Source organism: Deinococcus aestuarii (genome assembly GCF_018863415.1).
Lineage (GTDB): Bacteria > Deinococcota > Deinococci > Deinococcales > Deinococcaceae > Deinococcus > Deinococcus aestuarii.
The window spans coordinates 77,990-100,011 of record NZ_JAHKSN010000006.1; the positions used below are offsets into that span (position 1 = coordinate 77,990).

19 protein-coding genes and 2 CRISPR repeat arrays (1 of these 21 cut by a window edge) are annotated in these 22,022 nt (G+C 66.5%); of the genes, 4 read left to right on the forward strand and 15 right to left on the reverse strand.

Going from position 1 to position 22,022, the window contains the following annotated elements:
• Positions 1-131 precede the first annotated feature (131 nt).
• From IC605_RS10010 to IC605_RS10025, 4 genes are read right to left on the reverse strand one after another with little or no spacing between them, the layout of a single operon-like run.
• A complete protein-coding gene (locus tag IC605_RS10010; RefSeq protein ID WP_216322695.1) occupies positions 132-488 on the reverse strand; it encodes a hypothetical protein in 357 nt (118 codons plus the stop codon).
• The gene (locus tag IC605_RS10015) at positions 485-742 is read right to left on the reverse strand and encodes a hypothetical protein (RefSeq protein ID WP_216322698.1); all 258 of its coding nucleotides are present in this window, start codon (positions 740-742) and stop codon (positions 485-487) included. The genes IC605_RS10010 and IC605_RS10015 overlap by 4 nt, the downstream gene beginning before the upstream one ends.
• A complete protein-coding gene (locus IC605_RS10020; protein ID WP_216322701.1) occupies positions 739-1,119 on the reverse strand; it encodes a type II toxin-antitoxin system VapC family toxin in 381 nt (126 codons plus the stop codon). The genes IC605_RS10015 and IC605_RS10020 overlap by 4 nt, the downstream gene beginning before the upstream one ends.
• Positions 1,116-1,382 carry an AbrB/MazE/SpoVT family DNA-binding domain-containing protein gene (locus tag IC605_RS10025; protein ID WP_216322704.1) on the reverse strand — a complete coding sequence of 89 codons (267 nt, stop codon included), beginning with the start codon at positions 1,380-1,382 and terminating at the stop codon, positions 1,116-1,118. The genes IC605_RS10020 and IC605_RS10025 overlap by 4 nt, the downstream gene beginning before the upstream one ends.
• A 143-nt stretch (positions 1,383-1,525) precedes the next feature.
• On the opposite strand from IC605_RS10025, the gene IC605_RS10030 reads away from it, so the two are divergent.
• The 4 genes from IC605_RS10030 to IC605_RS25075 all read left to right on the forward strand — a co-directional run bounded on the left by IC605_RS10030 (position 1,526) and on the right by IC605_RS25075 (position 3,406).
• The gene (locus tag IC605_RS10030) at positions 1,526-1,777 is read left to right on the forward strand and encodes an AbrB/MazE/SpoVT family DNA-binding domain-containing protein (protein WP_246580666.1); all 252 of its coding nucleotides are present in this window, start codon (positions 1,526-1,528) and stop codon (positions 1,775-1,777) included.
• On the forward strand, positions 1,774-2,172 hold the full coding sequence (locus IC605_RS10035) for a type II toxin-antitoxin system VapC family toxin (RefSeq protein ID WP_216322710.1): 399 nt from the start codon (positions 1,774-1,776) through the stop codon (positions 2,170-2,172). The genes IC605_RS10030 and IC605_RS10035 overlap by 4 nt, the downstream gene beginning before the upstream one ends.
• A complete protein-coding gene (locus tag IC605_RS10040; RefSeq protein ID WP_246580667.1) occupies positions 2,169-3,107 on the forward strand; it encodes a tyrosine-type recombinase/integrase in 939 nt (312 codons plus the stop codon). Before IC605_RS10035 ends, IC605_RS10040 begins: the two co-directional genes overlap by 4 nt.
• 101 nt (positions 3,108-3,208) lie before the next feature.
• A complete protein-coding gene (locus tag IC605_RS25075) occupies positions 3,209-3,406 on the forward strand; it encodes a tyrosine-type recombinase/integrase (protein WP_343216576.1) in 198 nt (65 codons plus the stop codon).
• A gap of 92 nt (positions 3,407-3,498) precedes the next feature.
• Positions 3,499-5,614: direct repeats of the CRISPR family, unit length 37 nt; unit sequence GTTTCAATCCTCAGCCGCCCCGAAGGACGGCTGCAAC.
• A gap of 183 nt (positions 5,615-5,797) precedes the next feature.
• Here IC605_RS25075 and cas2 read toward each other — a convergent pair.
• The 11 genes from cas2 to IC605_RS25080 all read right to left on the reverse strand — a co-directional run bounded on the left by cas2 (position 5,798) and on the right by IC605_RS25080 (position 17,078).
• Positions 5,798-6,091 carry a CRISPR-associated endonuclease Cas2 gene (cas2, locus tag IC605_RS10050; RefSeq protein ID WP_246580668.1) on the reverse strand — a complete coding sequence of 98 codons (294 nt, stop codon included), beginning with the start codon at positions 6,089-6,091 and terminating at the stop codon, positions 5,798-5,800.
• The gene (cas1c, locus tag IC605_RS10055; RefSeq protein WP_216322716.1) at positions 6,088-7,116 is read right to left on the reverse strand and encodes a type I-C CRISPR-associated endonuclease Cas1c; all 1,029 of its coding nucleotides are present in this window, start codon (positions 7,114-7,116) and stop codon (positions 6,088-6,090) included. Before cas1c ends, cas2 begins: the two co-directional genes overlap by 4 nt.
• Entirely contained in the window at positions 7,113-7,718 is a 606-nt protein-coding gene (cas4, locus tag IC605_RS10060) for a CRISPR-associated protein Cas4 (RefSeq protein ID WP_246580669.1), read from the reverse strand. Before cas4 ends, cas1c begins: the two co-directional genes overlap by 4 nt.
• 52 nt (positions 7,719-7,770) lie before the next feature.
• Positions 7,771-8,691 carry a type I-C CRISPR-associated protein Cas7/Csd2 gene (gene cas7c, locus IC605_RS10065; RefSeq protein ID WP_216322722.1) on the reverse strand — a complete coding sequence of 307 codons (921 nt, stop codon included), beginning with the start codon at positions 8,689-8,691 and terminating at the stop codon, positions 7,771-7,773.
• Positions 8,688-10,568, reverse strand: coding sequence for a type I-C CRISPR-associated protein Cas8c/Csd1 (gene cas8c / locus IC605_RS10070; protein ID WP_216322724.1), 1,881 nt, complete (start codon positions 10,566-10,568; stop codon positions 8,688-8,690). The genes cas7c and cas8c overlap by 4 nt, the downstream gene beginning before the upstream one ends.
• Positions 10,565-11,257 carry a type I-C CRISPR-associated protein Cas5c gene (gene cas5c, locus IC605_RS10075; protein ID WP_216322727.1) on the reverse strand — a complete coding sequence of 231 codons (693 nt, stop codon included), beginning with the start codon at positions 11,255-11,257 and terminating at the stop codon, positions 10,565-10,567. The genes cas8c and cas5c overlap by 4 nt, the downstream gene beginning before the upstream one ends.
• 63 nt (positions 11,258-11,320) lie before the next feature.
• Positions 11,321-11,833 carry a hypothetical protein gene (locus tag IC605_RS10080; RefSeq protein WP_216322730.1) on the reverse strand — a complete coding sequence of 171 codons (513 nt, stop codon included), beginning with the start codon at positions 11,831-11,833 and terminating at the stop codon, positions 11,321-11,323.
• 13 nt (positions 11,834-11,846) lie between these two features.
• The gene (locus tag IC605_RS10085) at positions 11,847-14,147 is read right to left on the reverse strand and encodes a CRISPR-associated endonuclease Cas3'' (protein ID WP_216322734.1); all 2,301 of its coding nucleotides are present in this window, start codon (positions 14,145-14,147) and stop codon (positions 11,847-11,849) included.
• Positions 14,144-15,199, reverse strand: a complete 1,056-nt coding sequence (locus IC605_RS10090) for a helix-turn-helix transcriptional regulator (protein ID WP_216322737.1) — start codon at positions 15,197-15,199, stop codon at positions 14,144-14,146. The genes IC605_RS10085 and IC605_RS10090 overlap by 4 nt, the downstream gene beginning before the upstream one ends.
• Before the next feature lie 58 nt (positions 15,200-15,257).
• The gene (locus IC605_RS10095; RefSeq protein WP_216322741.1) at positions 15,258-16,868 is read right to left on the reverse strand and encodes a tetratricopeptide repeat protein; all 1,611 of its coding nucleotides are present in this window, start codon (positions 16,866-16,868) and stop codon (positions 15,258-15,260) included.
• Between the two features lie 84 nt (positions 16,869-16,952).
• Positions 16,953-17,078, reverse strand: a complete 126-nt coding sequence (locus tag IC605_RS25080) for a hypothetical protein (protein WP_281416262.1) — start codon at positions 17,076-17,078, stop codon at positions 16,953-16,955.
• 307 nt (positions 17,079-17,385) lie between these two features.
• A CRISPR array of direct repeats spans positions 17,386-22,022; the repeat unit is 37 nt; unit sequence GTTGCAGCCTGCCCTCGGGCGGGCTGAGGATTGAAAC; it runs 1,266 nt beyond the window's last position.

Sequence of the window (22,022 nt, forward strand, 5' to 3'; positions counted from 1 at the left end):
GTGCCGTACCCGGGGCGAAGGCGTTCGGGAAGTTCAGGCAGGGGGAACCTGGCTGGCTCAGGCGGGAGGCAACCCGGCAGGGAAGATCGGGCCGCCTCAGGCTGTTTCACTGGCCCCAGCCGGGAGGCCGCTCAGGAACTGTATCCGCCGCCCGGCTCCTCCAGCACGGCGAGGATCGCCACCGCCAGGCCCCGCGCGTAGGCCCGCGCCTCCTCGCTCTCGTCGAGGGGGAAGGCCCGCGCCGTCTCATAGCTTTTTTTGCGGACGCAGTACCCCAGCACTTCCCAGTGCGGGGCGTCAAAGGCGGGCGGATGGAACAGGTAGACGACCCCCTGCACCTCGCTCTCCTCGCCGTCCTCCAATTCGACGTGCGCCAGACCGAACGCCGTGGCGTGGTTGTGTGGTTCTTCCCGCTCGGGCAGTCCCTCGATAGGTGCGAACGAGGCCTCGACCACCGGCGGGAAGTCGCATTCCTGATGCCACGTCACCGTCCGTCCTCTGTCTCCAGGTGCGGGGCGGTCGCCTGGAGGACCGCCCGCGCGCGCTGAAGAACACGCTCGCGCTCGGCAGCGCCAAAGTGCTCGGGCGCGGCCAGGATGTGCATCAGTTCCTCGACGACCTGGCGCAGCTCGCGTCCCTGCGCCGCCGTGAGGCCGCGTCCACGCCCCAGGCCCTCGGGAGCAGCGCCTTCCGGGCGGCTGGGAGGGTCTTCTTGCCCGGCCACCCTCACCTCCCGGTTCATCGGATCACGGTGACGGGCACGCCGACCGTCAGGCTGCTCCAGGCCCGGTCGGCGGTGAAGGCGGGGACCCCGAGGCGTTGCGCCAGGGCCAGGCAGGCCCGGTCCCCCAGGCTGAGCCCTTGCGCTTGGGTCGGCACGCGCAACTCGGCCGTCACCACCGCGTCCGCATCCCCATAGGGCTCGACCTGCAACCCCTCGATGCGGAGGTCGCGCGCTGTCGCCCGCACGTCTCCGCCACGCTCGCCCACCTTGCTCAACACCTCGGCGAAGTTCACTGCACTGATGATCGGCTCATCCTCGAAGGCCGCGTCCACCTGCTCCGCTCCCGGCTCGCGCCGAAGCCAGGCGATTACGGCGCTGGCATCCAGGACGATCACTCGTCCGCCTCACGCCGGGAGGCCTCCCGGCGGTCCTGCAACAACTCATCGGTTAAACTCACGTCCTTAGAGGCGAGCTGAGCACCCAGGGCGAAGAGGCGTGACCGGGCCTCTCCTTTCCGCTCCATCACGATGCGCTCGCCGTCCAGGTACAGGACGAATTCGCCTCCCTCCGGGATGTTGAGTCGTTCGCGGACCTGGAAGGGCACGACGACTCGCCCCTGGGCGTTCATCTTCACTTCGTAGGCGGACTTGGCGGTCATGCTGTCATTGTACCAAGCTGCGTGCCACTCAGTTTTCAAAGCTGTCATTCCTAATTTTTTCTGCTAAGTCACCTTATCAAAAGGGTATAATTCTTACGAGTAGGGGAGAGCTGGGAGTAGAATGAGAGTAAGGAGGTACAGTGATGGGACGAACAGTGCTAACAAGTAAGGGACAGGTGACGATCCCAGCGAACGTTCGGGAAGCGTTGGGACTCGGTGCTGGCGACCAACTGCTGATCGAGCTTCAGGAGGGCGGGTTCTCCGCCAAAGTCGTGAAGAAGACGAGGGTGAGTGAGTTGCGGGGGATGTTCGCCGGGCCGCCGCTGCCCGAGAAGGAAGAACTGCGGGAGAGCATCGGGCGTGAACTCGGGGAAGAGCTGGAGCGTTCCCCTTGAACCTGTGGCTGGATGCCAACGCCATCCTGCGCTTCCTCGTCAACGACCACGAGGAGCACGCCCGGCGGGTCGAGGGCCTGCTGGAACGCGCCGAGCGGGGAGAAGTGCAGCTCGTCGTGACCGCCCTCGTGATCGCCGAGTGCACCTGGGTCCTCAACTCCTTTTACAAGCGGGACCGGGTGGAGATCGCCGAGGGCCTGCTCCGCTTCCTGGCGGCCGACGGATTGACCCTGCCGGAAGAAGACGCCGTGCTCGAAGGGTTGCGCCTGATGCTGACCCGCAGTGTGGATTTCGCGGACGCCTACCTGGCCGCCTGTGCCAAGGGACGGGGGGAGGCGGTCGCCTCGTTTGATCTTGACTACCGCAAGCTGGGGTGTGAGGTGGTGACGCCTTGACCCTAGATGTCTATAAGGGCGAGTTGGTCGCCCGCGCCCGCACCTGGGTGGACTTGCCTCTCGATGAGCGGCGCCGCCGGGCGGTGGCGGCGGCCAGGGACCGGGATGGGGAAGCCCTCTGGGACCTGACCGAGGCGTACATGACGACCCACGGTTCGGCCGGGGCGCGCGTGCGTCCCCACACCCTGCGGATGTACCGCCTGGGCGTCCGTCACTGGTTGGCCTACGGGAACACGGCGGCCGTCGCGCTGCTCAACCCGACGCCTGACGCGGGCGCCTTGTATCTCCGCTCCCTGGAGGCCTCGGGCAAGGCGCCCTCGACGGCGCAGGTCTACCTCGCCGGGGTGCGCCAGCTCTACCGGGCGCTGCGCTGGGCCGGGGCGACCACCGCCGATCCCTTCCTCGACGCGCGGCCCGCCCGGGATAAGACGGCGCCCTGGGACAAGCGCCAGCCCTACCCGGAGGAGGACGTGCAAAAACTCCTCGGCGCCGCGACGCCCGAGCTGCGCCTGCTGGTCCTGCTGGGGGCGCACGCCGGGCTGCGGGCCAGCGAGATCGTCGCTCTCACATGGGAGGACGTGCAGCTTGACGCCGGAACGCTGCGGGTGCGGGACGGGAAAGGCGGGAAGGCCAGGGTGATCAACCTCAGCGCCTCGCTGACCGCGGCACTCGCGGCCCTGGGTGGCAAGACCGGGCTGGTGATCGGGCGCAGTCCCGAGGCGGCCAGGCTGAGGCTCAAGACCTTGTGCAAGCAGGCGGGGGTGGCGTACCGGGGGCTGCACGCGCTGCGGCACTACAACGGGACCCGGATCGTGCGCGCGGGGCTGAGCCTGGAGGCGGCCGCCCAGCACCTGGGGCACGCCAGCATCGAGACCACCCGGGTCTATGCCAAGTGGAGTGACGACACGCTCAAGCGTGAACTCGGCCGGTGGTAGGGCCCTTGAATGTCAATCTGGCAGGGGCGGACGAGGAGGCGTGGGTGGGCTTTCTTCTTTGCGGACCGGCTGGCGGTGGGTCGGCAAAAGAAGAGGTGGCGGTGATCGGGCGGACGCCGGAAGCGGCGCGGGGGAGACTGCGGACCTTGTGCAAACGCGAAGGCATTCCCTATTTGGGCCTGCACGCGCTGCGGCATACGGCGGGGACGCGGCTGGTGCGGGCAGGGTTTCAGCTTCAGGACGTGGCCGAGCACCTGGGGCACAGCGACGTGCAGACGGCCCGGACCTACGGCAAATGAGCCGACGACCGACTCAAGGAGCACATGCGGGGCAGTTGACCTCCTGCGCTGGTGGGCCTGGACTGGGGATGCGGCACCGGCAGCAGGATGTGGCTTCAATCCTCAGTCACCCCAAAGGACGGCTGCAACCCCAGCAGGCGTACGTCGAGGTTACGGGAGCCGTTGTTTCAATCCTCAGCCGCCCCGAAGGACGGCTGCAACGGGAGACCGACGCCCCAGTGGGTACCGTCGCCCCAGGTTTCAATCCTCAGCCGCCCCGAAGGACGGCTGCAACGACGATGCCAAGCGCAGTGGCCTTACCGCCCTTGTGGTTTCAATCCTCAGCCGCCCCGAAGGACGGCTGCAACCACGAGGGGGGGCCCGGGTGGGGGAGGTAGTGCCATGTTTCAATCCTCAGCCGCCCCGAAGGACGGCTGCAACACTGGGACGGCAACAACATGGAGCGCAGCGGCACGTTTCAATCCTCAGCCGCCCCGAAGGACGGCTGCAACGGGCCGCAACAACAGCAACCGTCCCCCACCCCCGTTTCAATCCTCAGCCGCCCCGAAGGACGGCTGCAACTGTACCCGAGCGGGGTCACGATCACGTCGAACTCGTTTCAATCCTCAGCCGCCCCGAAGGACGGCTGCAACACCTGGGAGGCGTGGCGGGATCACAGGTTTATCGGGTTTCAATCCTCAGCCGCCCCGAAGGACGGCTGCAACGTGGTCGTCCCCAGTCCCTTTGCCGTGCCCTCCATGTTTCAATCCTCAGCCGCCCCGAAGGACGGCTGCAACACGTAGCTCTGCTGCGTCCCGCGCCGTGACACCGTGTTTCAATCCTCAGCCGCCCCGAAGGACGGCTGCAACTCCGGGCCTCTGGTGCTGCTCAACTGCCGCGCTCCGTTTCAATCCTCAGCCGCCCCGAAGGACGGCTGCAACTTTGAGGCGCTGGCCCAGATCGCTACCACGGGCGAGTTTCAATCCTCAGCCGCCCCGAAGGACGGCTGCAACCGCGCGCTCGCCTCGCCCTGGCGGGCCAGCCCGCCGTTTCAATCCTCAGCCGCCCCGAAGGACGGCTGCAACGGGGTGAGTCTCTCCCCTGGCCTGAGTTCAGGGTTTCAATCCTCAGCCGCCCCGAAGGACGGCTGCAACCTGCTGCGCTACCGGGCGGTGATCGGGCTGTTGCGGGTTTCAATCCTCAGCCGCCCCGAAGGACGGCTGCAACAAGGACCATTTTGGATACGCGGCTAAATATGCTGCAGTTTCAATCCTCAGCCGCCCCGAAGGACGGCTGCAACTGCGGATTCTCGCGGCGCGCGCGGGCGAGGGCGAGTTTCAATCCTCAGCCGCCCCGAAGGACGGCTGCAACCGGCACGCTCATCGAGGAGCTGTGCGCCGTACGAGGTTTCAATCCTCAGCCGCCCCGAAGGACGGCTGCAACCCCAGGCTCGCGCGGTGCTCGTTGAGTTGGTCCCGTTTCAATCCTCAGCCGCCCCGAAGGACGGCTGCAACGCCATGAGTTACAGCGCGATGGAGGGGTTGTACTGGTTTCAATCCTCAGCCGCCCCGAAGGACGGCTGCAACGTCCCCACATGAGGGACTACTGGGCGCGTAGGCTGTTTCAATCCTCAGCCGCCCCGAAGGACGGCTGCAACTTCAGTGGCGGGCTTTCTCCCCGTCTTCCTGACGTTTCAATCCTCAGCCGCCCCGAAGGACGGCTGCAACCGCCGTTCGCCGCAGCTTCCATCCCCGTGAGTTTGTTTCAATCCTCAGCCGCCCCGAAGGACGGCTGCAACTCGAGGATGCCGCCGTGATCACCTTCAAGGTGGAGTTTCAATCCTCAGCCGCCCCGAAGGACGGCTGCAACACCGTGATCCTTGAGTCGGTTTCCGGGTGGCGGCAGTTTCAATCCTCAGCCGCCCCGAAGGACGGCTGCAACCGTGTCCGTCTGCATCGTAGGCGGCGAGGCTGACGGTGTTTCAATCCTCAGCCGCCCCGAAGGACGGCTGCAACTTGCATCCGTCGCGCAACGCCTTGCGCACGCTGGGGTTTCAATCCTCAGCCGCCCCGAAGGACGGCTGCAACGAGCTTCATGGGCAAGACGAAGCGGGGCCTGATCGTTTCAATCCTCAGCCGCCCCGAAGGACGGCTGCAACACTTCGCGCACGTCCTCCCGATCTGGCACTCGGCGTTTCAATCCTCAGCCGCCCCGAAGGACGGCTGCAACGGTTTACATGCCCAATTCCCTCCAGCACGCATTCTATCCTTTATCTTGCGCGAACCTCTCCTGACCTGTCCAGCGTTCAGCACCTGACCTTTCTCTCCGTTGTCATGCACCGCGTCCAGCATGGACCTTCTGCAAAACGCGAACCCTTCGGCCGACCACCGTCGCGGGGGGTTCGCGTAAGGGTTATAGGATCAGGGGGGCACCCAGGTCGCGGTAGCCGTCTCGCCCGAAGGCCTCCACAAAACGCTCGCGGGGCTGGCGCAGTCGGTAGATGCGGATGCTGTCCTCAGTAGGATCCATCTCGGAGAGCAGCCGCTCACGCAGGGCGAGGAGCTGGACCTCCGTCACACTGATCTCGAAGACGCTGTGCTGGACCCGCTGGCCGTGGGCGACGCAGACCTTGGCGACCCGGCGCAGCCGCCTGCGCCCGGCGGACGTGTCGGTGGACACGTCGTAGGTGATCAGCAGGTCGATCATCGGTGCAGGTACGGCGGGTAGTGGGGCCGGTCACCGCGCAGGTGCTGGGCGAGCAGACGGGCCTGGACGTGCGGGATCAGCCCGAGCGGCGTCTTGCGCCCGGTCAGGGAGTGGAAAACCTCCTCGCCCTTGCGCTCCTGGAGGTGCCGGAGGATGGTCCGCCGCCCGTCCTCGGTGAGGGTGACGGTGCGGCCCTCGTGCAGGGTGAAATCACGCGGGGTGAGTTGCTGACGGTTGATCAGGGTGAGGACGGCGCGGTCGGCGATCACCGGGCGCAGTTCCTCCATCAGGTCGAGGGCGAGGCTCTGGCGTCCGGGGCGCAGGGCATGGAGAAAGCCGATCTGCGGGTCGAGACCCACCGTCTGGCACGCGCTGGCGCACTCGCCCGCAAGGAGCGTGTACACGTAGTTGAGGACAGCATTGATAGGGTCGCGGGCGGGCCTGCGGGTGCGCTCGCCCAGCCAGAAGAAGTCACGGTTGGCGCGCAGCATCAGGCTGAACACCTCGAAGTAGCTGCGGGCGGCAGTGCCTTCGATGCCGCGTACCTCGTCCACAGTCTCGGCAAGGGGCAGCACCCCGACCTGCGCGTTGATGTCGCGCGCGGCCTGACGCAGGGTGGGGGCGTCCTCCTCGGCCGCCTCCCGGGCCGAGCGGAGCAGGGTCGTCTTCTGGTTCTGAAGTTTTCCCGCCGCGACGTACCGTGCCACCGCCAGGGTGCGGCCGGGGTCGCAGGTGCAGGCGTGCTGGGCGACCCTCAGCAGGACATTGCCGCTGACCGGCGTCTCGGTGCGGGCAGTGAACTGGCCCCACTCGGTCAGCCAGGTGACGGGCTTGTGCGCTCGCGCCAGCTTCTGAATCAGGAAGGGACTGAGCAGCACGTTCCCAAAGACGACGATCCCGTCGAGGTGGTGGAGGGGCAGCATGGCCTTCCTCTCGCCTTCCACGTCGACCCGCACGTTGTCGTTCTCCAGATGCAGGTAGCTCTTCTGGGTCTGCACGTACAGGGTATTGAGCAGCGTCCTCATAGCAACCTCGTGTCGAAGGGGTCGTAGCCGGCGGGAAAGTCGCGCGGGGCGAAGGGCTCGCAGGCATCGAAGAGGCTGCAAAACTGGCAGCGTTCGTCGGCGGCGGGTGAGGGAAGCTCGCCGCTGCCCAGCAGGGCCCTCACGCCGTCCCGCGTCTCCAGCACTGCCCCGCGCAGTTCGGGGGTAAAGGCCACGTCCCGGCGCTTGCGGCTGGCGACGTGATAGATGAAGCCCTGCGCGATGCTCACGCCGAACATCTCCTCCAGACAGAGGGCCTGCGCGCAGAGCTGCACCTCGTCCGCGAGGCGGGGTTTGGCGCGGCCCGACTTGTACTCCACCGGGCGGGGCGAGCCGTCCGGGAGGAGTTCCACCACGTCCGCTATCCCGGCGAGGCCGTGCAGGCGCGACACCAGGGGCAGGGCGCGCAGGGTCCGCACCCCGTCCCGCTCCTCGCTCCCGCCGCCATGCGCCCGCGCGTGCGACTGGTGACCGCGCGCCGTCTGGCCGGTGTCCTCCCACACCCCCTCGACGTGGATCAGAGCGAACTGGCGAGGGCAGAAGACGAAGTGTTGCAGGGCCGAGAGCGTGACCGGCTCGTCCATAGGGCCTCCAGAAGGAAAAGGGCCGGGGGGAGGCCCGGCCATGCGTTCGCGTTTACTCGTCCAACCGGGTCAGCGTGACGCCCTGCGGCAGCCTAAACGTGTCCACCTCGACCGGCTGGTAATCGTCGAAGCCGCGGGCCACGGTCACGTCCTCGCGGCGTCTGGGCTTCACGAGGTCGAGGAGCCTGTGGGCGGGCGCGTTCCCCAGAGGCGACGAGTGGCTGAACACGTACAGCCCCCGGCAGGCGGTCAGGCCGCGCGAGGCGCTGCGGTCGAGGTCCCACATGTTCACCAGGGCCTGCCACAGCACGGCCAGGTCCTCGTCGCCGAAGCCGGTGTCGCGGGCGAAGGCGGGCACGTAGAAGCCGTGCGCCACGTAGAGTCCGTAGGGGATGTAGGCCTTGCGGCCCATCGTGCCGCTGCGGGCCGTTTCGTCCTCCGCCGCCTGCTTGGGGGCGGGCTTGGTGAGCGCCACGCGGGTGATGGCGGCGTCCAGTCCCAGGATCGGATCGACGCTGCGCGCGAAGGTCAGTTGCACCGGGCCGCGCACCTGTCCCGCGTTGACCTCGGTGCTCATCACGGCGCCAAAGGTGCGGATGTCGAAGAAGTTCTCGCACATCCACTTTTTCGCGGCCTGGATGTCGGTTTGAGTGGCCTTCTTCGGGTCCTTGCCGAGCGCGGTGTAAGCCCGGCCGTGCTGGTTGTTCAGGATGGCGCCCTGCTGGACGTAGATCTTGTAACGTTCTTCGCCGCCCCGCAGCGCGTCCACGTAGTTGCGGACCTTGCGCTTGAGCGACACGTCCGTCACGATGCCCAGGCCCGTCTCAGGGTCGGTGCGTGGCAGGTTGCCAGCGTCCGGGTCGCCATTGGGATTTCCGTTCGTCACGTCGAAGATCAGGACGAAATCGTGGCGGTTGGTGGCGTTGAAGTGGGGCGCGGTGGTAGCGGGCTGTTCGGCAGTCGCGCTGGTCATTGGACGGCTCCTTCGGTGAGCAGGGGTTCGGGCTGCGGGACGTTCTTCTCGGCCTCGGCCCTGGCTTTCTTCGCTTCGGCGCGTTCCCGGATTCCGGCGTTGATCTCGGCCCTCTGGTGGTAGTAGCCCAGCGCAAAAAGGGACTGCTGAGCTGTGGTCAGCGGTTTGGCAGGAATATCCGCCAGGCGGCTCATCACGTCTTCCAGTTCGCGCTGCTTGGCGCGGTAGGCGGGTTCGTTCTCCTTGCGAAGCTTTTGCAGGTGCGCCTGCGAGCCGTGGATCAGGCGGCCCACCACCGCGTAGGGCGTGATGCTCATCGAGCCGTAGAAGCGGTCCACCAGCGTGGTGTTCGCCCTCATCACGCTGCCCTGGATGTCGTCCAGCACGGCGAGCAGCCGCCCCAGGTGGTAGGCCGGTTCGGGCTGCCCAGGATTGAGGGCGTCGAGTGAGTCTTTGTCCATGTCCAACTCCTTCCTGTCACGGGAGAGAAGCACCATCTTGGTCAGCACGGCGCGGGGCCGAGTCACGCGGTACTCGTCGGCGCGGTTGCGGGCGGCGAGCCGCGCCAGGAACGACTCGGGCAGGGGCCGCCCCGAGAGCGCGAACTGCACCAGCGCGTCCACGTCCGGCGCCGTGTGTTCCTTGTTGATGTCGCGGTACATGCCGCTGACCAGCGTGCGGATGTCGTAGCTTTCGCGGTCGTACTTCGGGTTGGCGATCACGAGGGACTGCGCGGTGAAGTAGTCGCTCAGGTTGTCCACCGCCTCCTGCACGGTGCTCGTGAGATGGGTGCGGACGGCGATCCGGCTTCCGCTCGGGGTCAGCCCCACGGCGTGGAAGGCTGCTCCCGGTTTCAGCGTGGGCTGCTCGCCCTGGAAGATGCCCCAGAGGGTCTGCCTGACCTCCTCGGGGCGGGCCTTCTTCTCGCGCTTCTTCTGGATAGCGAACCTGTGCGTCAATTCCGCAGGAGGTTCTTGCAGCGTCCTCGACACCAGTGGCACGGCCCCCTCGCCCGTCCAGAAGGCGTAAGTGACGCCGCCCACCTTCAGGCTGGTATTTGGATCGGCCAGCAGGCGGTTGAGGCCGTTGGCGTACTGCTCCGCCGCCTCGAACTTGACCGGGGCGATCTGGGAGGCTTGCAGGCCGTAGGACTCGAACGCTTGGGCGTTGGCACTGATGAAGTTCATCCCGCTCGTCTGCCCGCCTAAGATGCCTTTGATCTTGACCGGCTCGCGTTCCATTACCGGGCCGACCTCACCTGTGATCAGGCACTCGGCGATCAGGGCTGTTGCGCCGTTCTCGTTGTCCCCCTGCCCAAACTGAGCCGCCCAGAACCGCTGCACGGCGGGAAGCGTCAGCGGCTCCACACCCTCGACGCTGAACGTCACGTTGGTATCGGGCGTGAAGTCGGAAAAGGCAGCCAGATATTTTTCCTTGAAGCTCGCCGGGTCGTGGCCGCCAAGGAACCTCGCCACCGCCTGCACGCTGGGTTCACCTGTAGCCTCGGCGCAAGCTTGGACGAGCGCCTTGAAGGCGTCATGACGCTGCCCCACCTTGGGATCGCCTTCCTTCTTGGCGAACCCCAGCACGTATTCGGCGTTGTCCGTCAAGAGGCGCGGCTTGATCCCCACCGTGCGGACGAGGTTCGGCGCGGGTGTGGGCTTCCCCAAATCCTTCCCCTTCGTCTTGCCGCTGCTGAGAGGCTGCACATCGAGCACCGTGCCGTCACCCCGGAGGGTGACCCTCCAGCGCACGGGTTGCAGGGCGTACATGAAGGGCATCTCGTCCCCGCCCGCCTGCTCCCCCTCGGAGACGGGTTTCTTGCCCTCCCGACGCATCCTCAGCTCGTACTCGCGGAGTTGGTGCAGGAGGCTCATGCGTCCACCTCGCCATAAAGGTGGCGAGGAACGTGCAGGACGCCTTTGTCCAGCCTCGCGTTAAAGAAACGCGGCGTGGCGTTGCCGGTGGCCCAGCGGGCGCCGCCCTCACCGTGAGCGCGGTATTTGAGGCGGCCTTTCCCGTTCTCCTGAAAGTGCAGGTCGAAGAGCATTCGGCCCAGGTCCTCACTGAGGTCGATGGGCGTTTCCGAGGGGTCTGGCGGGCCGAAAAACGCAGTGAACTCGCGGTTGCCCAGGTAAGGCTGGTGGAACGCCTGCCCCTTCTCGGCGCGGCGGGTGAACATTTCGGTGTACTTCTGAAGCGGGTCGGTGGCGTGCGCCCTCGGCACGATGTCCGCCCGTATCACGTAACACACGTCGCGCAGCACCAGCGCGTGCCGTTGCGCCCGGTCCTCCTCGGCGAGGAAACCGCCGCCGTTCGCCGCCCAGGCCCTCGCCGTCCGCTCGGACGCGAGTGTGTTGACCTCGTTCCGCAGGAGGCTGAAGCGGCGGATGGGCTTCAGCACGGCAATTTCGCGCACCTGCCACTCGAACTCGGGTTTCCAGAAGACGGCTTCCAGCACGCCCCGCGCCGCCGAGGGGGTCATCACGTCGTAGGTGACGCGCTCCACCTTGTTCTCGGGGCGGGTGAAACAGGCGTAGTCGCTCCAGACTTTCAGTTCCAGCACATGAGGTCTCCTTTCGAGAGAGGGCGAAGCAGGGCAGCGTGTGGGCTGCCCCGCCGGGGAGCACTACGCAGCTTCGTCACCGTCAAAACTTCCAGTCAGGCAGCTCAACACCTCCCGAGCAAACCAAGCGGCTAGTGAGAGACGGCAGAGTGATCCGATGTCCTCGTTCGCCAACAAGTCAGCCAGTTCGAGTTGGCACCATTCGGCGAAATCGTCCCAATCAGAATTGGCGTACGCGGCAGCGCGGACTCGGCGCTCAAGCCGCTTGAAAACACGACCTTTTACCGTCCAGCTCAGCCCTGCCGTGCTGGCAACGGTCAGGAGGGCCTGGTTCACGGCGTGGGCAAAGGCAGCATTCTCTCGCATGGACCAACCGTACCGCCCGTACCTCCCCGCGTCAAACTTCAGTAATAGGGTACAACGAGGGAAACTGCTGGAGGTATGCTGGTGCTCTGATCCCGCAGGGGGATCGGCGGATTGAAACAGTAAAAGGGTTAGAGAAGTGCCTTGCCCGCCTCTGTGCGGGCTTTTTCGTTTGGTCACCGAACCGTCCCACTTGTTCTCAACGATGAGCATGACTCATCTCCTTTCAGAACGAGGTGTACGGGTCGTCGTTGAAGGCCGCGACGATGCCCAACTTGTCGTCGTACCTCGCCGTCAACGGCCACTGCCGGAGTTCGGGCGGGTCCACCCCGAGGCGCCGTGCCCGCTCCTCCAGCTCCGGGACGGGGGTCAGGAGGTGAGCGAGGGCCTTGGCCTGGTGCGCATAGAGGTTGATCGTGTAGCCCTGCAAGGCCCGCCAGGCGTCCCGGCTCTCGCTCTTGCTCCGGGCGTCGCGGATGGTGGCGAGCAGGGCGTCCACCCTCGCGGGGTCGTAGCTGCGGATGACGACGGGCACCATCTCGCCCTCGATCATCTGGAAGGCGGCGGCGACCTGCTCGAAGTAGAGTTCGGCGTGGGCCTTCTGGAAAGGCATCTCGCCCATGCCCACCCGGACCTGCGGCGCAGTCGAGACGTTGGCGTACACCTGACGAAAATAGGGGGCGAAGACGTTCGGGTCGTGCAGATTTGCGTTCCTCCCCAGCGCGATGCCCGCGAGGCTCTCGCGCACCTGATAGTCCCCCTGAGGCATCCGGTGGTCCTCGGGGCGGAAGACGACGACGTGGCCGGTGTCGAGCTTGCCCTCGCGGTTGCAGCGCCCGGCGGCCTGAACGACGGCCTCCAGCGGGCCCATCGCGCGGTAGACGCGGGGAAAGTCCACGTCGATCCCCGCCTCGATGAGTTGGGTGGAGACGACGCGGCAGGGCAGGCCAGCGTCAAGCCGCTCCCGGATGGTCGCCAGCTCCCGCTTGCGGTGGACGGGGCACATGTTCGTCGAGAGGTGGAAGTGTCCCTCGTCGTTTCCAAGCAGTTCGAACAGGTCATGCGCGTGCTGCCGGGTGTTGACGATGCACAGCACCTGCCCGTGCGTGAGCAGTTCGGCGGCGAGGGCAGGCCAGGCGGTTGGCTCCGTGAGGCGGAACTCGTACTCCACCCGGCGCAGGGCATCGAAGTAGTGGGCCGTGTCCGGCACGAGGTCGCGGATGTCCTTCAGGTCGGGAAAGCCCAGCCGCTCGTCCAATGCAGGCTGAGTGGCGGTGCACAGCACGACGCTGCAACGGGCGTATTTCACGAGGAAGCTGAGGGCGTCCAGGGTGGGACTGAGCAGGTGGGCGGGGAGGCTCTGCGCCTCGTCCAGCACGATGACGCTGCCGCTCAGGTTGTGCAGCCGCCGGAGTTGCGCGGTGCGGGTGCCGAACAGGGTTTCCTGAAACAGCCGGACGGTCGTGGTGACGATCACGGGCGCGTCCCAGTTCTCGGTCGCCAGCTCCGGGGCGCTCGTCTGGTTCTCCTGGCCTTCCGGCCTCTCTGTCACCTCCAGGTTGGAGTGGTGCTCCAACACCTTGAATTCGCCCTCCCGCTCCAGCACGTCGCGGAAGACCCGCGCCGTCTGGTCGATGATGGTGGTGAAGGGCACGGCGTAGACCACCCGGCGCAGGCGGCTCAAGTGCGCGTGCCGGAGGGCAAAGGCGAGCGAGGTCAGGGTTTTACCGCCCCCGGTCGGCATGGTGAGGCGGAAGAAGCCGGGGGGCAGTTCGGCGTTGGACAATGCGGCCGAGTACATCTCGCGTCGGAGAGCGTTGATGGGTTGAGGATCGCGCGTGTCCTGTGTGGCCTTCCGGTCTTGCTCGTCTTGTAGGCGCCCGAGAAGCAATTCCATCTCGCCCTGTTCGGCGGCGTGCAGGTCACGCAGTTTGGCCTTGCTGGGACTGCCGTGCTCCTCCGTGTCCAGCCGGTCGGCGTCCACCAGGGCGCCCAGCAGCAGGCGGATCAGGAAGGCGCGCCCGGTACCCTCCAGGGGCAGATCGGGGAGTTCGCTGTTCAGGAGATCGCCCAGTTCAGGCATCTCGGCGACGGCGAGGTCCAGAAGCCCAAGCACCTCTTCGACTTCCGCGTCGCTCAGGCGCTTGTTCAGGGCATCGACATCTTTCAAGCGCCCGTGGTGGTTGGCGATCACGAACGGCAGTTCGCTCCGGTCCTCCCGGTCCATCGTCAGGAGGTGTTCGATCACCTTCGCCCCTGCGTCGCTGTGTGGCACCGGCTCCTCGACGAAAGCTTCCGGCTGTCCAGTTCGCGGATTCCATCTCAAGCGGTGCTTCTGAAACCTCTCGCGGTACTTGCCCAGGTCGTGCAGGTAGCCGGTGAGCCGCGCGTGGGGCAGGAGTTTCGGCACATCGACGTAGCGGACGTGATGTTCCAACCGAAGCGTCACCCCGATGACATGCGCTTTCAACGTCTGCCAGTTCGGGTTTTCCCGACTCGGGCTGTGGCCCATGAAGACGGGTGTCACGCCGCCCCCCCTTCCGGGAATTGGGCAGGCTCTACCTCGGCGTTCTCGGCGGCGGCACGCAATTCGCGCTGCCAGTGCCCGCGCAGTTCGGGGGGGCCCAGCACCTGCACGCGCGGGCCCCAGCCCAGAATCCAGGGGAGCAGTTCACGGGGCAGGCCGGTGGCGTCCACGGGGGCCTGGACGGTGGTATCGATGGTGCCGTCGGGGTTGCGGAAGGGCTCGCTCAGTTGGGCGTACCCGCCTTCCAGGATGCGGTACGCCGCATCGGGCCGGAAACGCAACCTCACGGTCATGGTGTGGTTGCCCTGGGCGCCGACCACACCCCAGGCCGAGTGCAGGAAGGCGGCGGGGTCAAAAGTCTCGAGGATAGCATAGCTCTGCTCGCGCAGCACACGCACGTTCTGCATCCGCGAAAGCTTGAAGGTCCGCACCGCATGGTGGTAGGTCGTCTCCTGGCCGATTACGTACAGGTCGAGGTTGACCGGGTGCGCCTCGATGAGATACGTCTCGACGATGTTGGTTCTGAGCCGCCCGCTGCCCCCGGGTTTGCGGTACTCGAAGCGCAGAGGGTGGCCGTCCGCCCAGGCGCCGCCGACGTGTTCGAGATTCATACTCTCGCGGCTGCGGCGCTTGCCAATGTCCTCCATGCCGCGTCCGGCCACCTCCCGCACTCGCTCGGGGAGCCAGGCCGTGAGCTGCCGCAGGGCTTCTTGGTGGTGCAGACGGTTGCCCGGGGCACGGTGGTACATCAGTCGGGCGGCGGAATACAGCGCAAGCAGGCTGACCGGGTGCAGGGTGGTGCGGTGGGTGCGTATCCGGTAGCGCGGCGGCCGGACGTTCAGGCACTCGAATTCCGGTTCCAGCCGCTCCAGGACCTCAAGGTCCCGTTGCACAGCACGCTCGATGCCGGGCCAGCCGTCACCGCCCACCAGCGCCCCCGGGTACAACCGCAGGGCGAGGTCTCGCACGCTGAATTGCCCCTCACGCAGTAGGGCAGCTAGGCGAAACAAGCGCTCAGCTTTGGGCAGGGTCTCCAGAACCCGGTGGGTCATGACTACAGCATGCCCGCGAGGTGTCGGCAAGTTGTCGCGAAGTGATACGCGCGCTCGATTATTCAGAAAAACTGAGCGATTCGTGCGCAGAACGCCAGTCCACCACCCAGGGGTCGAGACGGCCCTCGCAGAAGGTGTCGGCGTGTTCGGGGGGCGGCAGCAGCAGCGGTTCCCAGCACACCTCCGGCGAGAGGGTCAGCAGCGTGCCACTGCTCTGCACGGCGCCCGGCCAGCCCAGCACAGCGCGCAGCTCGGTCACCACGCGGCTCAGGGCTTGCCGACGCTGCCGCTCTCCGTTGCCGGGGAGGTCGAGGGCCTCCAGCACCCGCTCGGTGGCGGCGCTGCCCCGGTGGGCCACGAGAAAGGCCAGCAGCGACGCCGCCGGACGCACAGGGGACAGCTCGACCGACCGGCCGTTCATCTTCAGCCTCAGCGGACCGTCGGCGCTCAACCTCGCCGTCCAGACCCGGGACTGGGGCTGCCTGCCGACCAGGGTGAAGACCTCGGGGAACACCTGCGCTTCCAGATCGGTCCACCACGCTGGCGCCTCCAGGCGGCACAAAAGCTCGCCCGCCACGGCCTCCTCACCGCCCAGTCGGCACAGTTCGGCGCGCACGACCGTCTCGCGCCAGTCATCTTGGAGGCGAGCGTGGCGGGCCAGGGCCAGGAGATCGGCGGCGCTGTCCTGGTGGCCCAACCGGACGCTCAGGGCAGCCAGATCGATGTACAGCGGGTGGGGCATACCGTCGGGGACGCCCTCGTGGCGCAGGGCGTCGTGCAGACGGCTCAGCGCTTCGTCCAGGTGGCCGCGCAGCCGCATGACTTCGGCCGAGGAGCGCATTGCCATTACGCTGTCGGGAACGTTGTCCGAGGTGCGGATGGCCTGAGCATAGGCGTGTTCAGCCCGCGCCCACTGGCCCCAGCGCAGGTATAACCCGCCCAGTCCCCGCCACGCGGTCGAGACGTGCCCGACCCCCTCGCCAGAGGTCCCCATCCGCACGGCCTCGCGCAGGGCCCGCTCGGCGGCCTCCAGGTCGCCCGTCCGCAGGCAGGCGATGCCCAAGTTCGCCAGGGTCAGGGTTAGCGCCCGGTCGTCGCCGCGCAACTCGGGCAGGGCGCGGGCCAGGATTTCCCGCGCCGCGCCCTCCTGTCCCGCACGGATGAGTGCCACTCCCCATTCCAGGCTGAGCAGGCCCCGGTCGCGCCGCCCGGAGATCCGGTACGCTTCCGCGAACGCCTCCGGCCATTCGGGGCGACCCAGCGCCTCCAGGGCGCAGGCGCGGAACCGGGCAGCCACCACGGCACTCCTTCCTTCTAAGCCACCCTCCAGGGCGGTCTCGGCCCAGCGCAGCGTAGCGGGCCAGCGGTTCTCGCGCGAGGCCCGGTATGCTTCAAAGGCAGGCCAGCGTCCAGGCGAATCGGCGTCTAGTACCTCGTCGGCCAGAGCCAGGTCGTTGGCCCGATAGGCCGTCCACAGCAGCGCCTCGGGCCAGTCATCCGCGAGGCGCACATGGGGGGGCACACACCCGACCAGCGCCCGCAACATCTGCGCCTGGGCCCGCGACGCCACTTGCCGCGCCGCTTGGCGCACGTGCAGGGCCGCCGCCGCCCATGCTTCCGCCAGCAACAGGACCTGCACATGCTCGAACACCTCAGAGGGCCGCCCCATCAGGGAAAGTCTAGAGTCACAAACCGAAAAAAACATCCGGCCAGGACGCCGGATGTTCACGAGCTCACGAGCAGCGGCGGGGAGTCAGCCGCCGGTCGGCCGCGTGGGGTCCTCCTGCACCTGCTCCAGGGGCGTGTGCACCGACCCACCGCATCGCATCGCTCCCGCCACGCCGAGAACCAACACCAGCATTGCCAGCAGTTTCCGCATCAGACCTCCTCTGTCCAGGTGGGAAAAGCTCCCACCGACACGGCACATGCGCCCTGGGGCGAAGTGCAGGCACAGGGTCGACTAGCAGCCCGACACTGGCCGTCGAGGCAGAAACGAAGCGGAAAGGAGAACGCGAACACCCCGCGCCGATAAAAAGGGGGGGTGTTCGCGCAGGCAACGGTACTGGCCTGGAAAGCAAATATCGTTATGTCGTCAATGAGGGTAGGACGAACATCGGGGCTAACCTTCGAGGTTCGCGTAATCCGGTGGACAACTTGCGTCTAGGCCAGAATCCAAGCACACTACCGTTGCAGCCTGCCCTCGGGCGGGCTGAGGATTGAAACTTCCCGGCGATGTTCTGGCTGCCAAGCAGGTAGCGTTGCAGCCTGCCCTCGGGCGGGCTGAGGATTGAAACCAAGACCGAGGAGGAAGCCCGACAGCGGTACGCGGTTGCAGCCTGCCCTCGGGCGGGCTGAGGATTGAAACACCCTCGACGCGAAGAACCTGAACGGTAAAACCCTGTTGCAGCCTGCCCTCGGGCGGGCTGAGGATTGAAACCGCCCTTCCCCCTTGCTCACCGTCGGCGACCTGATGTTGCAGCCTGCCCTCGGGCGGGCTGAGGATTGAAACTTCTGCACGGCGGCGGTGCGCTCGGCGTTGTCCCGTTGCAGCCTGCCCTCGGGCGGGCTGAGGATTGAAACTTATAGTAAAATGCGGCATGACCACAGAACCACCAGTTGCAGCCTGCCCTCGGGCGGGCTGAGGATTGAAACGGGGCGATGATGAAGAGGGCGACGAGCACACCACAGTTGCAGCCTGCCCTCGGGCGGGCTGAGGATTGAAACGCGGCCATGACCTGCGCGTAGCTCTCCCGGATGGTTGCAGCCTGCCCTCGGGCGGGCTGAGGATTGAAACCCACATGGGTCCCCGAGGTCAGCAGGCCCGCCGCCGTTGCAGCCTGCCCTCGGGCGGGCTGAGGATTGAAACCACCGTCGGCGCGGAGACAACCACGGCTTCGAGTTGCAGCCTGCCCTCGGGCGGGCTGAGGATTGAAACGCATTCAGGCCGACACACCGACCGAACGCTGATGTTGCAGCCTGCCCTCGGGCGGGCTGAGGATTGAAACAGCGCGGCGTCCTTGAGGTCGGCGAGATCAAAGACGTTGCAGCCTGCCCTCGGGCGGGCTGAGGATTGAAACAGGCCGAGGTGGAGACCATCGGCGCTCAGCCCGCGTTGCAGCCTGCCCTCGGGCGGGCTGAGGATTGAAACCTCCGCCTCAAGGAGACGGCATGAACAGGCTCTACAGTTGCAGCCTGCCCTCGGGCGGGCTGAGGATTGAAACCTCGACGCGCACACGGGCGAGGAACTGACCGTCGTTGCAGCCTGCCCTCGGGCGGGCTGAGGATTGAAACACCCACTCGCCGAGCGCAGGGGCAAGGATCGGTGCGGTTGCAGCCTGCCCTCGGGCGGGCTGAGGATTGAAACACGCTCATCGAGACCCCACCAGTAGAGCTTGCCCGTTGCAGCCTGCCCTCGGGCGGGCTGAGGATTGAAACTTAAATTTATTGTAGATGTACGGCACCTTGTCGCGGGTTGCAGCCTGCCCTCGGGCGGGCTGAGGATTGAAACCCAGGCACGCAGGTCATCGCGGTGGCGCTGACGCGTTGCAGCCTGCCCTCGGGCGGGCTGAGGATTGAAACTTCTCGCACATCACCAACGGGCAGGGCTTCGGGGTTGCAGCCTGCCCTCGGGCGGGCTGAGGATTGAAACAGGCCGCCCGGGGTGAGCTGGAGGATGCCGGTCAGGTTGCAGCCTGCCCTCGGGCGGGCTGAGGATTGAAACACCGAGGACGCGGACTACGTGATCCTGCTGCGCCGTTGCAGCCTGCCCTCGGGCGGGCTGAGGATTGAAACTCGGTGACGCCGCCGACGTGACCTACAAGCCCCGTTGCAGCCTGCCCTCGGGCGGGCTGAGGATTGAAACTCCAGGCGCGGCACGGTCTCGACACGACCACCGTCGTTGCAGCCTGCCCTCGGGCGGGCTGAGGATTGAAACACGTCGTCTGGCCGGTCGTGCTCACCCCCACACACGTTGCAGCCTGCCCTCGGGCGGGCTGAGGATTGAAACTCGAACTCGCGTTGCGCGAGGGTCAGGTCGGCGGTGTTGCAGCCTGCCCTCGGGCGGGCTGAGGATTGAAACAAGAGCATCCTGAAGATCGGGAAGCGCCGAGAGGTGTTGCAGCCTGCCCTCGGGCGGGCTGAGGATTGAAACTTCAACCCATGCGCCGCCAGGGAATACACGCCTTGCGTTGCAGCCTGCCCTCGGGCGGGCTGAGGATTGAAACCACCTGCTCGGTCTTGCCAGTCCTGCCGTACAGGTGTTGCAGCCTGCCCTCGGGCGGGCTGAGGATTGAAACAGGGCGAAGCCGGAGAGGTTGCGGGCGAAGGTCTTCGTTGCAGCCTGCCCTCGGGCGGGCTGAGGATTGAAACCAGATCGCGCAGAACGGCAACAGCGGCCCCAGGGTTGCAGCCTGCCCTCGGGCGGGCTGAGGATTGAAACCTCTTCTGGATGCCTGCCGTGAACCGCGACCTGATGTTGCAGCCTGCCCTCGGGCGGGCTGAGGATTGAAACCACGGGGGGGAAGCCGTCATCAACCGGGACGCCACGTTGCAGCCTGCCCTCGGGCGGGCTGAGGATTGAAACATGTTGCGGTGGACGAGGTTGATCAGGTAATGCCAGTTGCAGCCTGCCCTCGGGCGGGCTGAGGATTGAAACCCCCCATGCTCAGATCACACCTGTACCTGACCACCGGTTGCAGCCTGCCCTCGGGCGGGCTGAGGATTGAAACCCCAGACCGAGGATGGCGTCGGCCAGGGTCTCTCGTTGCAGCCTGCCCTCGGGCGGGCTGAGGATTGAAACGTCTTCCTGGGCGATCTCGTCGACCGGGGCCCCGACGTTGCAGCCTGCCCTCGGGCGGGCTGAGGATTGAAACACCCCGGGTCTGACAGGGCCTGCCGGGGAGGTCCGGGTTGCAGCCTGCCCTCGGGCGGGCTGAGGATTGAAACTGCCCGGGCGTGCCGTTGCGGTCCTCCCGGCAACGGTTGCAGCCTGCCCTCGGGCGGGCTGAGGATTGAAACCTCCTGGTCCTGGTGCTGGCGCTCGGGTTCTACCTGGTTGCAGCCTGCCCTCGGGCGGGCTGAGGATTGAAACCCGCCCATCGGGCAGGCGGATCACCTTGTAATCCTGGTTGCAGCCTGCCCTCGGGCGGGCTGAGGATTGAAACGCTGACGGCAATGTGCCGAGCGGGACGCTGGCGGGGTTGCAGCCTGCCCTCGGGCGGGCTGAGGATTGAAACCCCGACGAGCTGCGCCGCCTCCCGCTGGCGGGGGTTGCAGCCTGCCCTCGGGCGGGCTGAGGATTGAAACAACAACTGCAAGCAGAGCCTCCAGGTCGAGGGTGGTGTTGCAGCCTGCCCTCGGGCGGGCTGAGGATTGAAACCAGGCGTGGTCTTCCTGATCGTTGAAAAACCCGTAGTTGCAGCCTGCCCTCGGGCGGGCTGAGGATTGAAACACGTCGCCCGCGAGGCTGTTCTGCACGTCGAGGTGTTGCAGCCTGCCCTCGGGCGGGCTGAGGATTGAAACGTCGGCTCGGCGTTCAGGAACCAATCGCTGGGGGGTTGCAGCCTGCCCTCGGGCGGGCTGAGGATTGAAACTCGACGCCCGCGAACGGCAGCCCCGCCGTGATCTCGTTGCAGCCTGCCCTCGGGCGGGCTGAGGATTGAAACCTCCACACAGTGTCCGGCGCCGACCACGCGCGCTGTTGCAGCCTGCCCTCGGGCGGGCTGAGGATTGAAACGCGCCGAACGTCCGCACGTCCACCGCCCCGGAGTTGCAGCCTGCCCTCGGGCGGGCTGAGGATTGAAACTCGACCTCAGCGTGAGCGGCGACGTGTCCGCCGAGGTTGCAGCCTGCCCTCGGGCGGGCTGAGGATTGAAACATCAGCCTGCACGCGGGCCTCACCCTGCCGGTCGTGTTGCAGCCTGCCCTCGGGCGGGCTGAGGATTGAAACGATACCCTCCAGGGGCAGCTCAAGGTCGCCGAGAGGTTGCAGCCTGCCCTCGGGCGGGCTGAGGATTGAAACCACGAACTCCGCCAGCATCCCCAGCACCCTCCCCAGTTGCAGCCTGCCCTCGGGCGGGCTGAGGATTGAAACCCCGTCATCCCCTCCGAAACCCTGTTCCGGATGTACGAGGTTGCAGCCTGCCCTCGGGCGGGCTGAGGATTGAAACGTCTGCGTCCGGTAGCGGGTGTCATACGCCTCAAGTTGCAGCCTGCCCTCGGGCGGGCTGAGGATTGAAACACGGACTACGCCTACCCCAACCCTGCCGGGCACCGGTTGCAGCCTGCCCTCGGGCGGGCTGAGGATTGAAACCAGGCCATTGCGCCGGGCCTGCCGGGCTATGGCGTTGCAGCCTGCCCTCGGGCGGGCTGAGGATTGAAACGACGGCACGGTGGCAGCTCTGAACAGCACCAGGTTGCAGCCTGCCCTCGGGCGGGCTGAGGATTGAAACTTGAGCTGATCCCTGAACTCGGCAGTCAGAGCGCTGTTGCAGCCTGCCCTCGGGCGGGCTGAGGATTGAAGCCACCTGTCCGAGCGGCTGTCGGCGGTAGCGGGGGGTTGCAGCCTGCCCTCGGGCGGGCTGAGGATTGAAACGTCGTGGACACGCTCGCCCTCGACCGCGCCCTCCAGTTGCAGCCTGCCCTCGGGCGGGCTGAGGATTGAAACTTGTTCCCAAAATGCTCAGTACCCACGCCCGAGGGTTGCAGCCTGCCCTCGGGCGGGCTGAGGATTGAAACGCCGTCCTGTGGGAGCGGGCGAGCTGGCTCTATCGCGTTGCAGCCTGCCCTCGGGCGGGCTGAGGATTGAAACGGCGGGGCGATATCG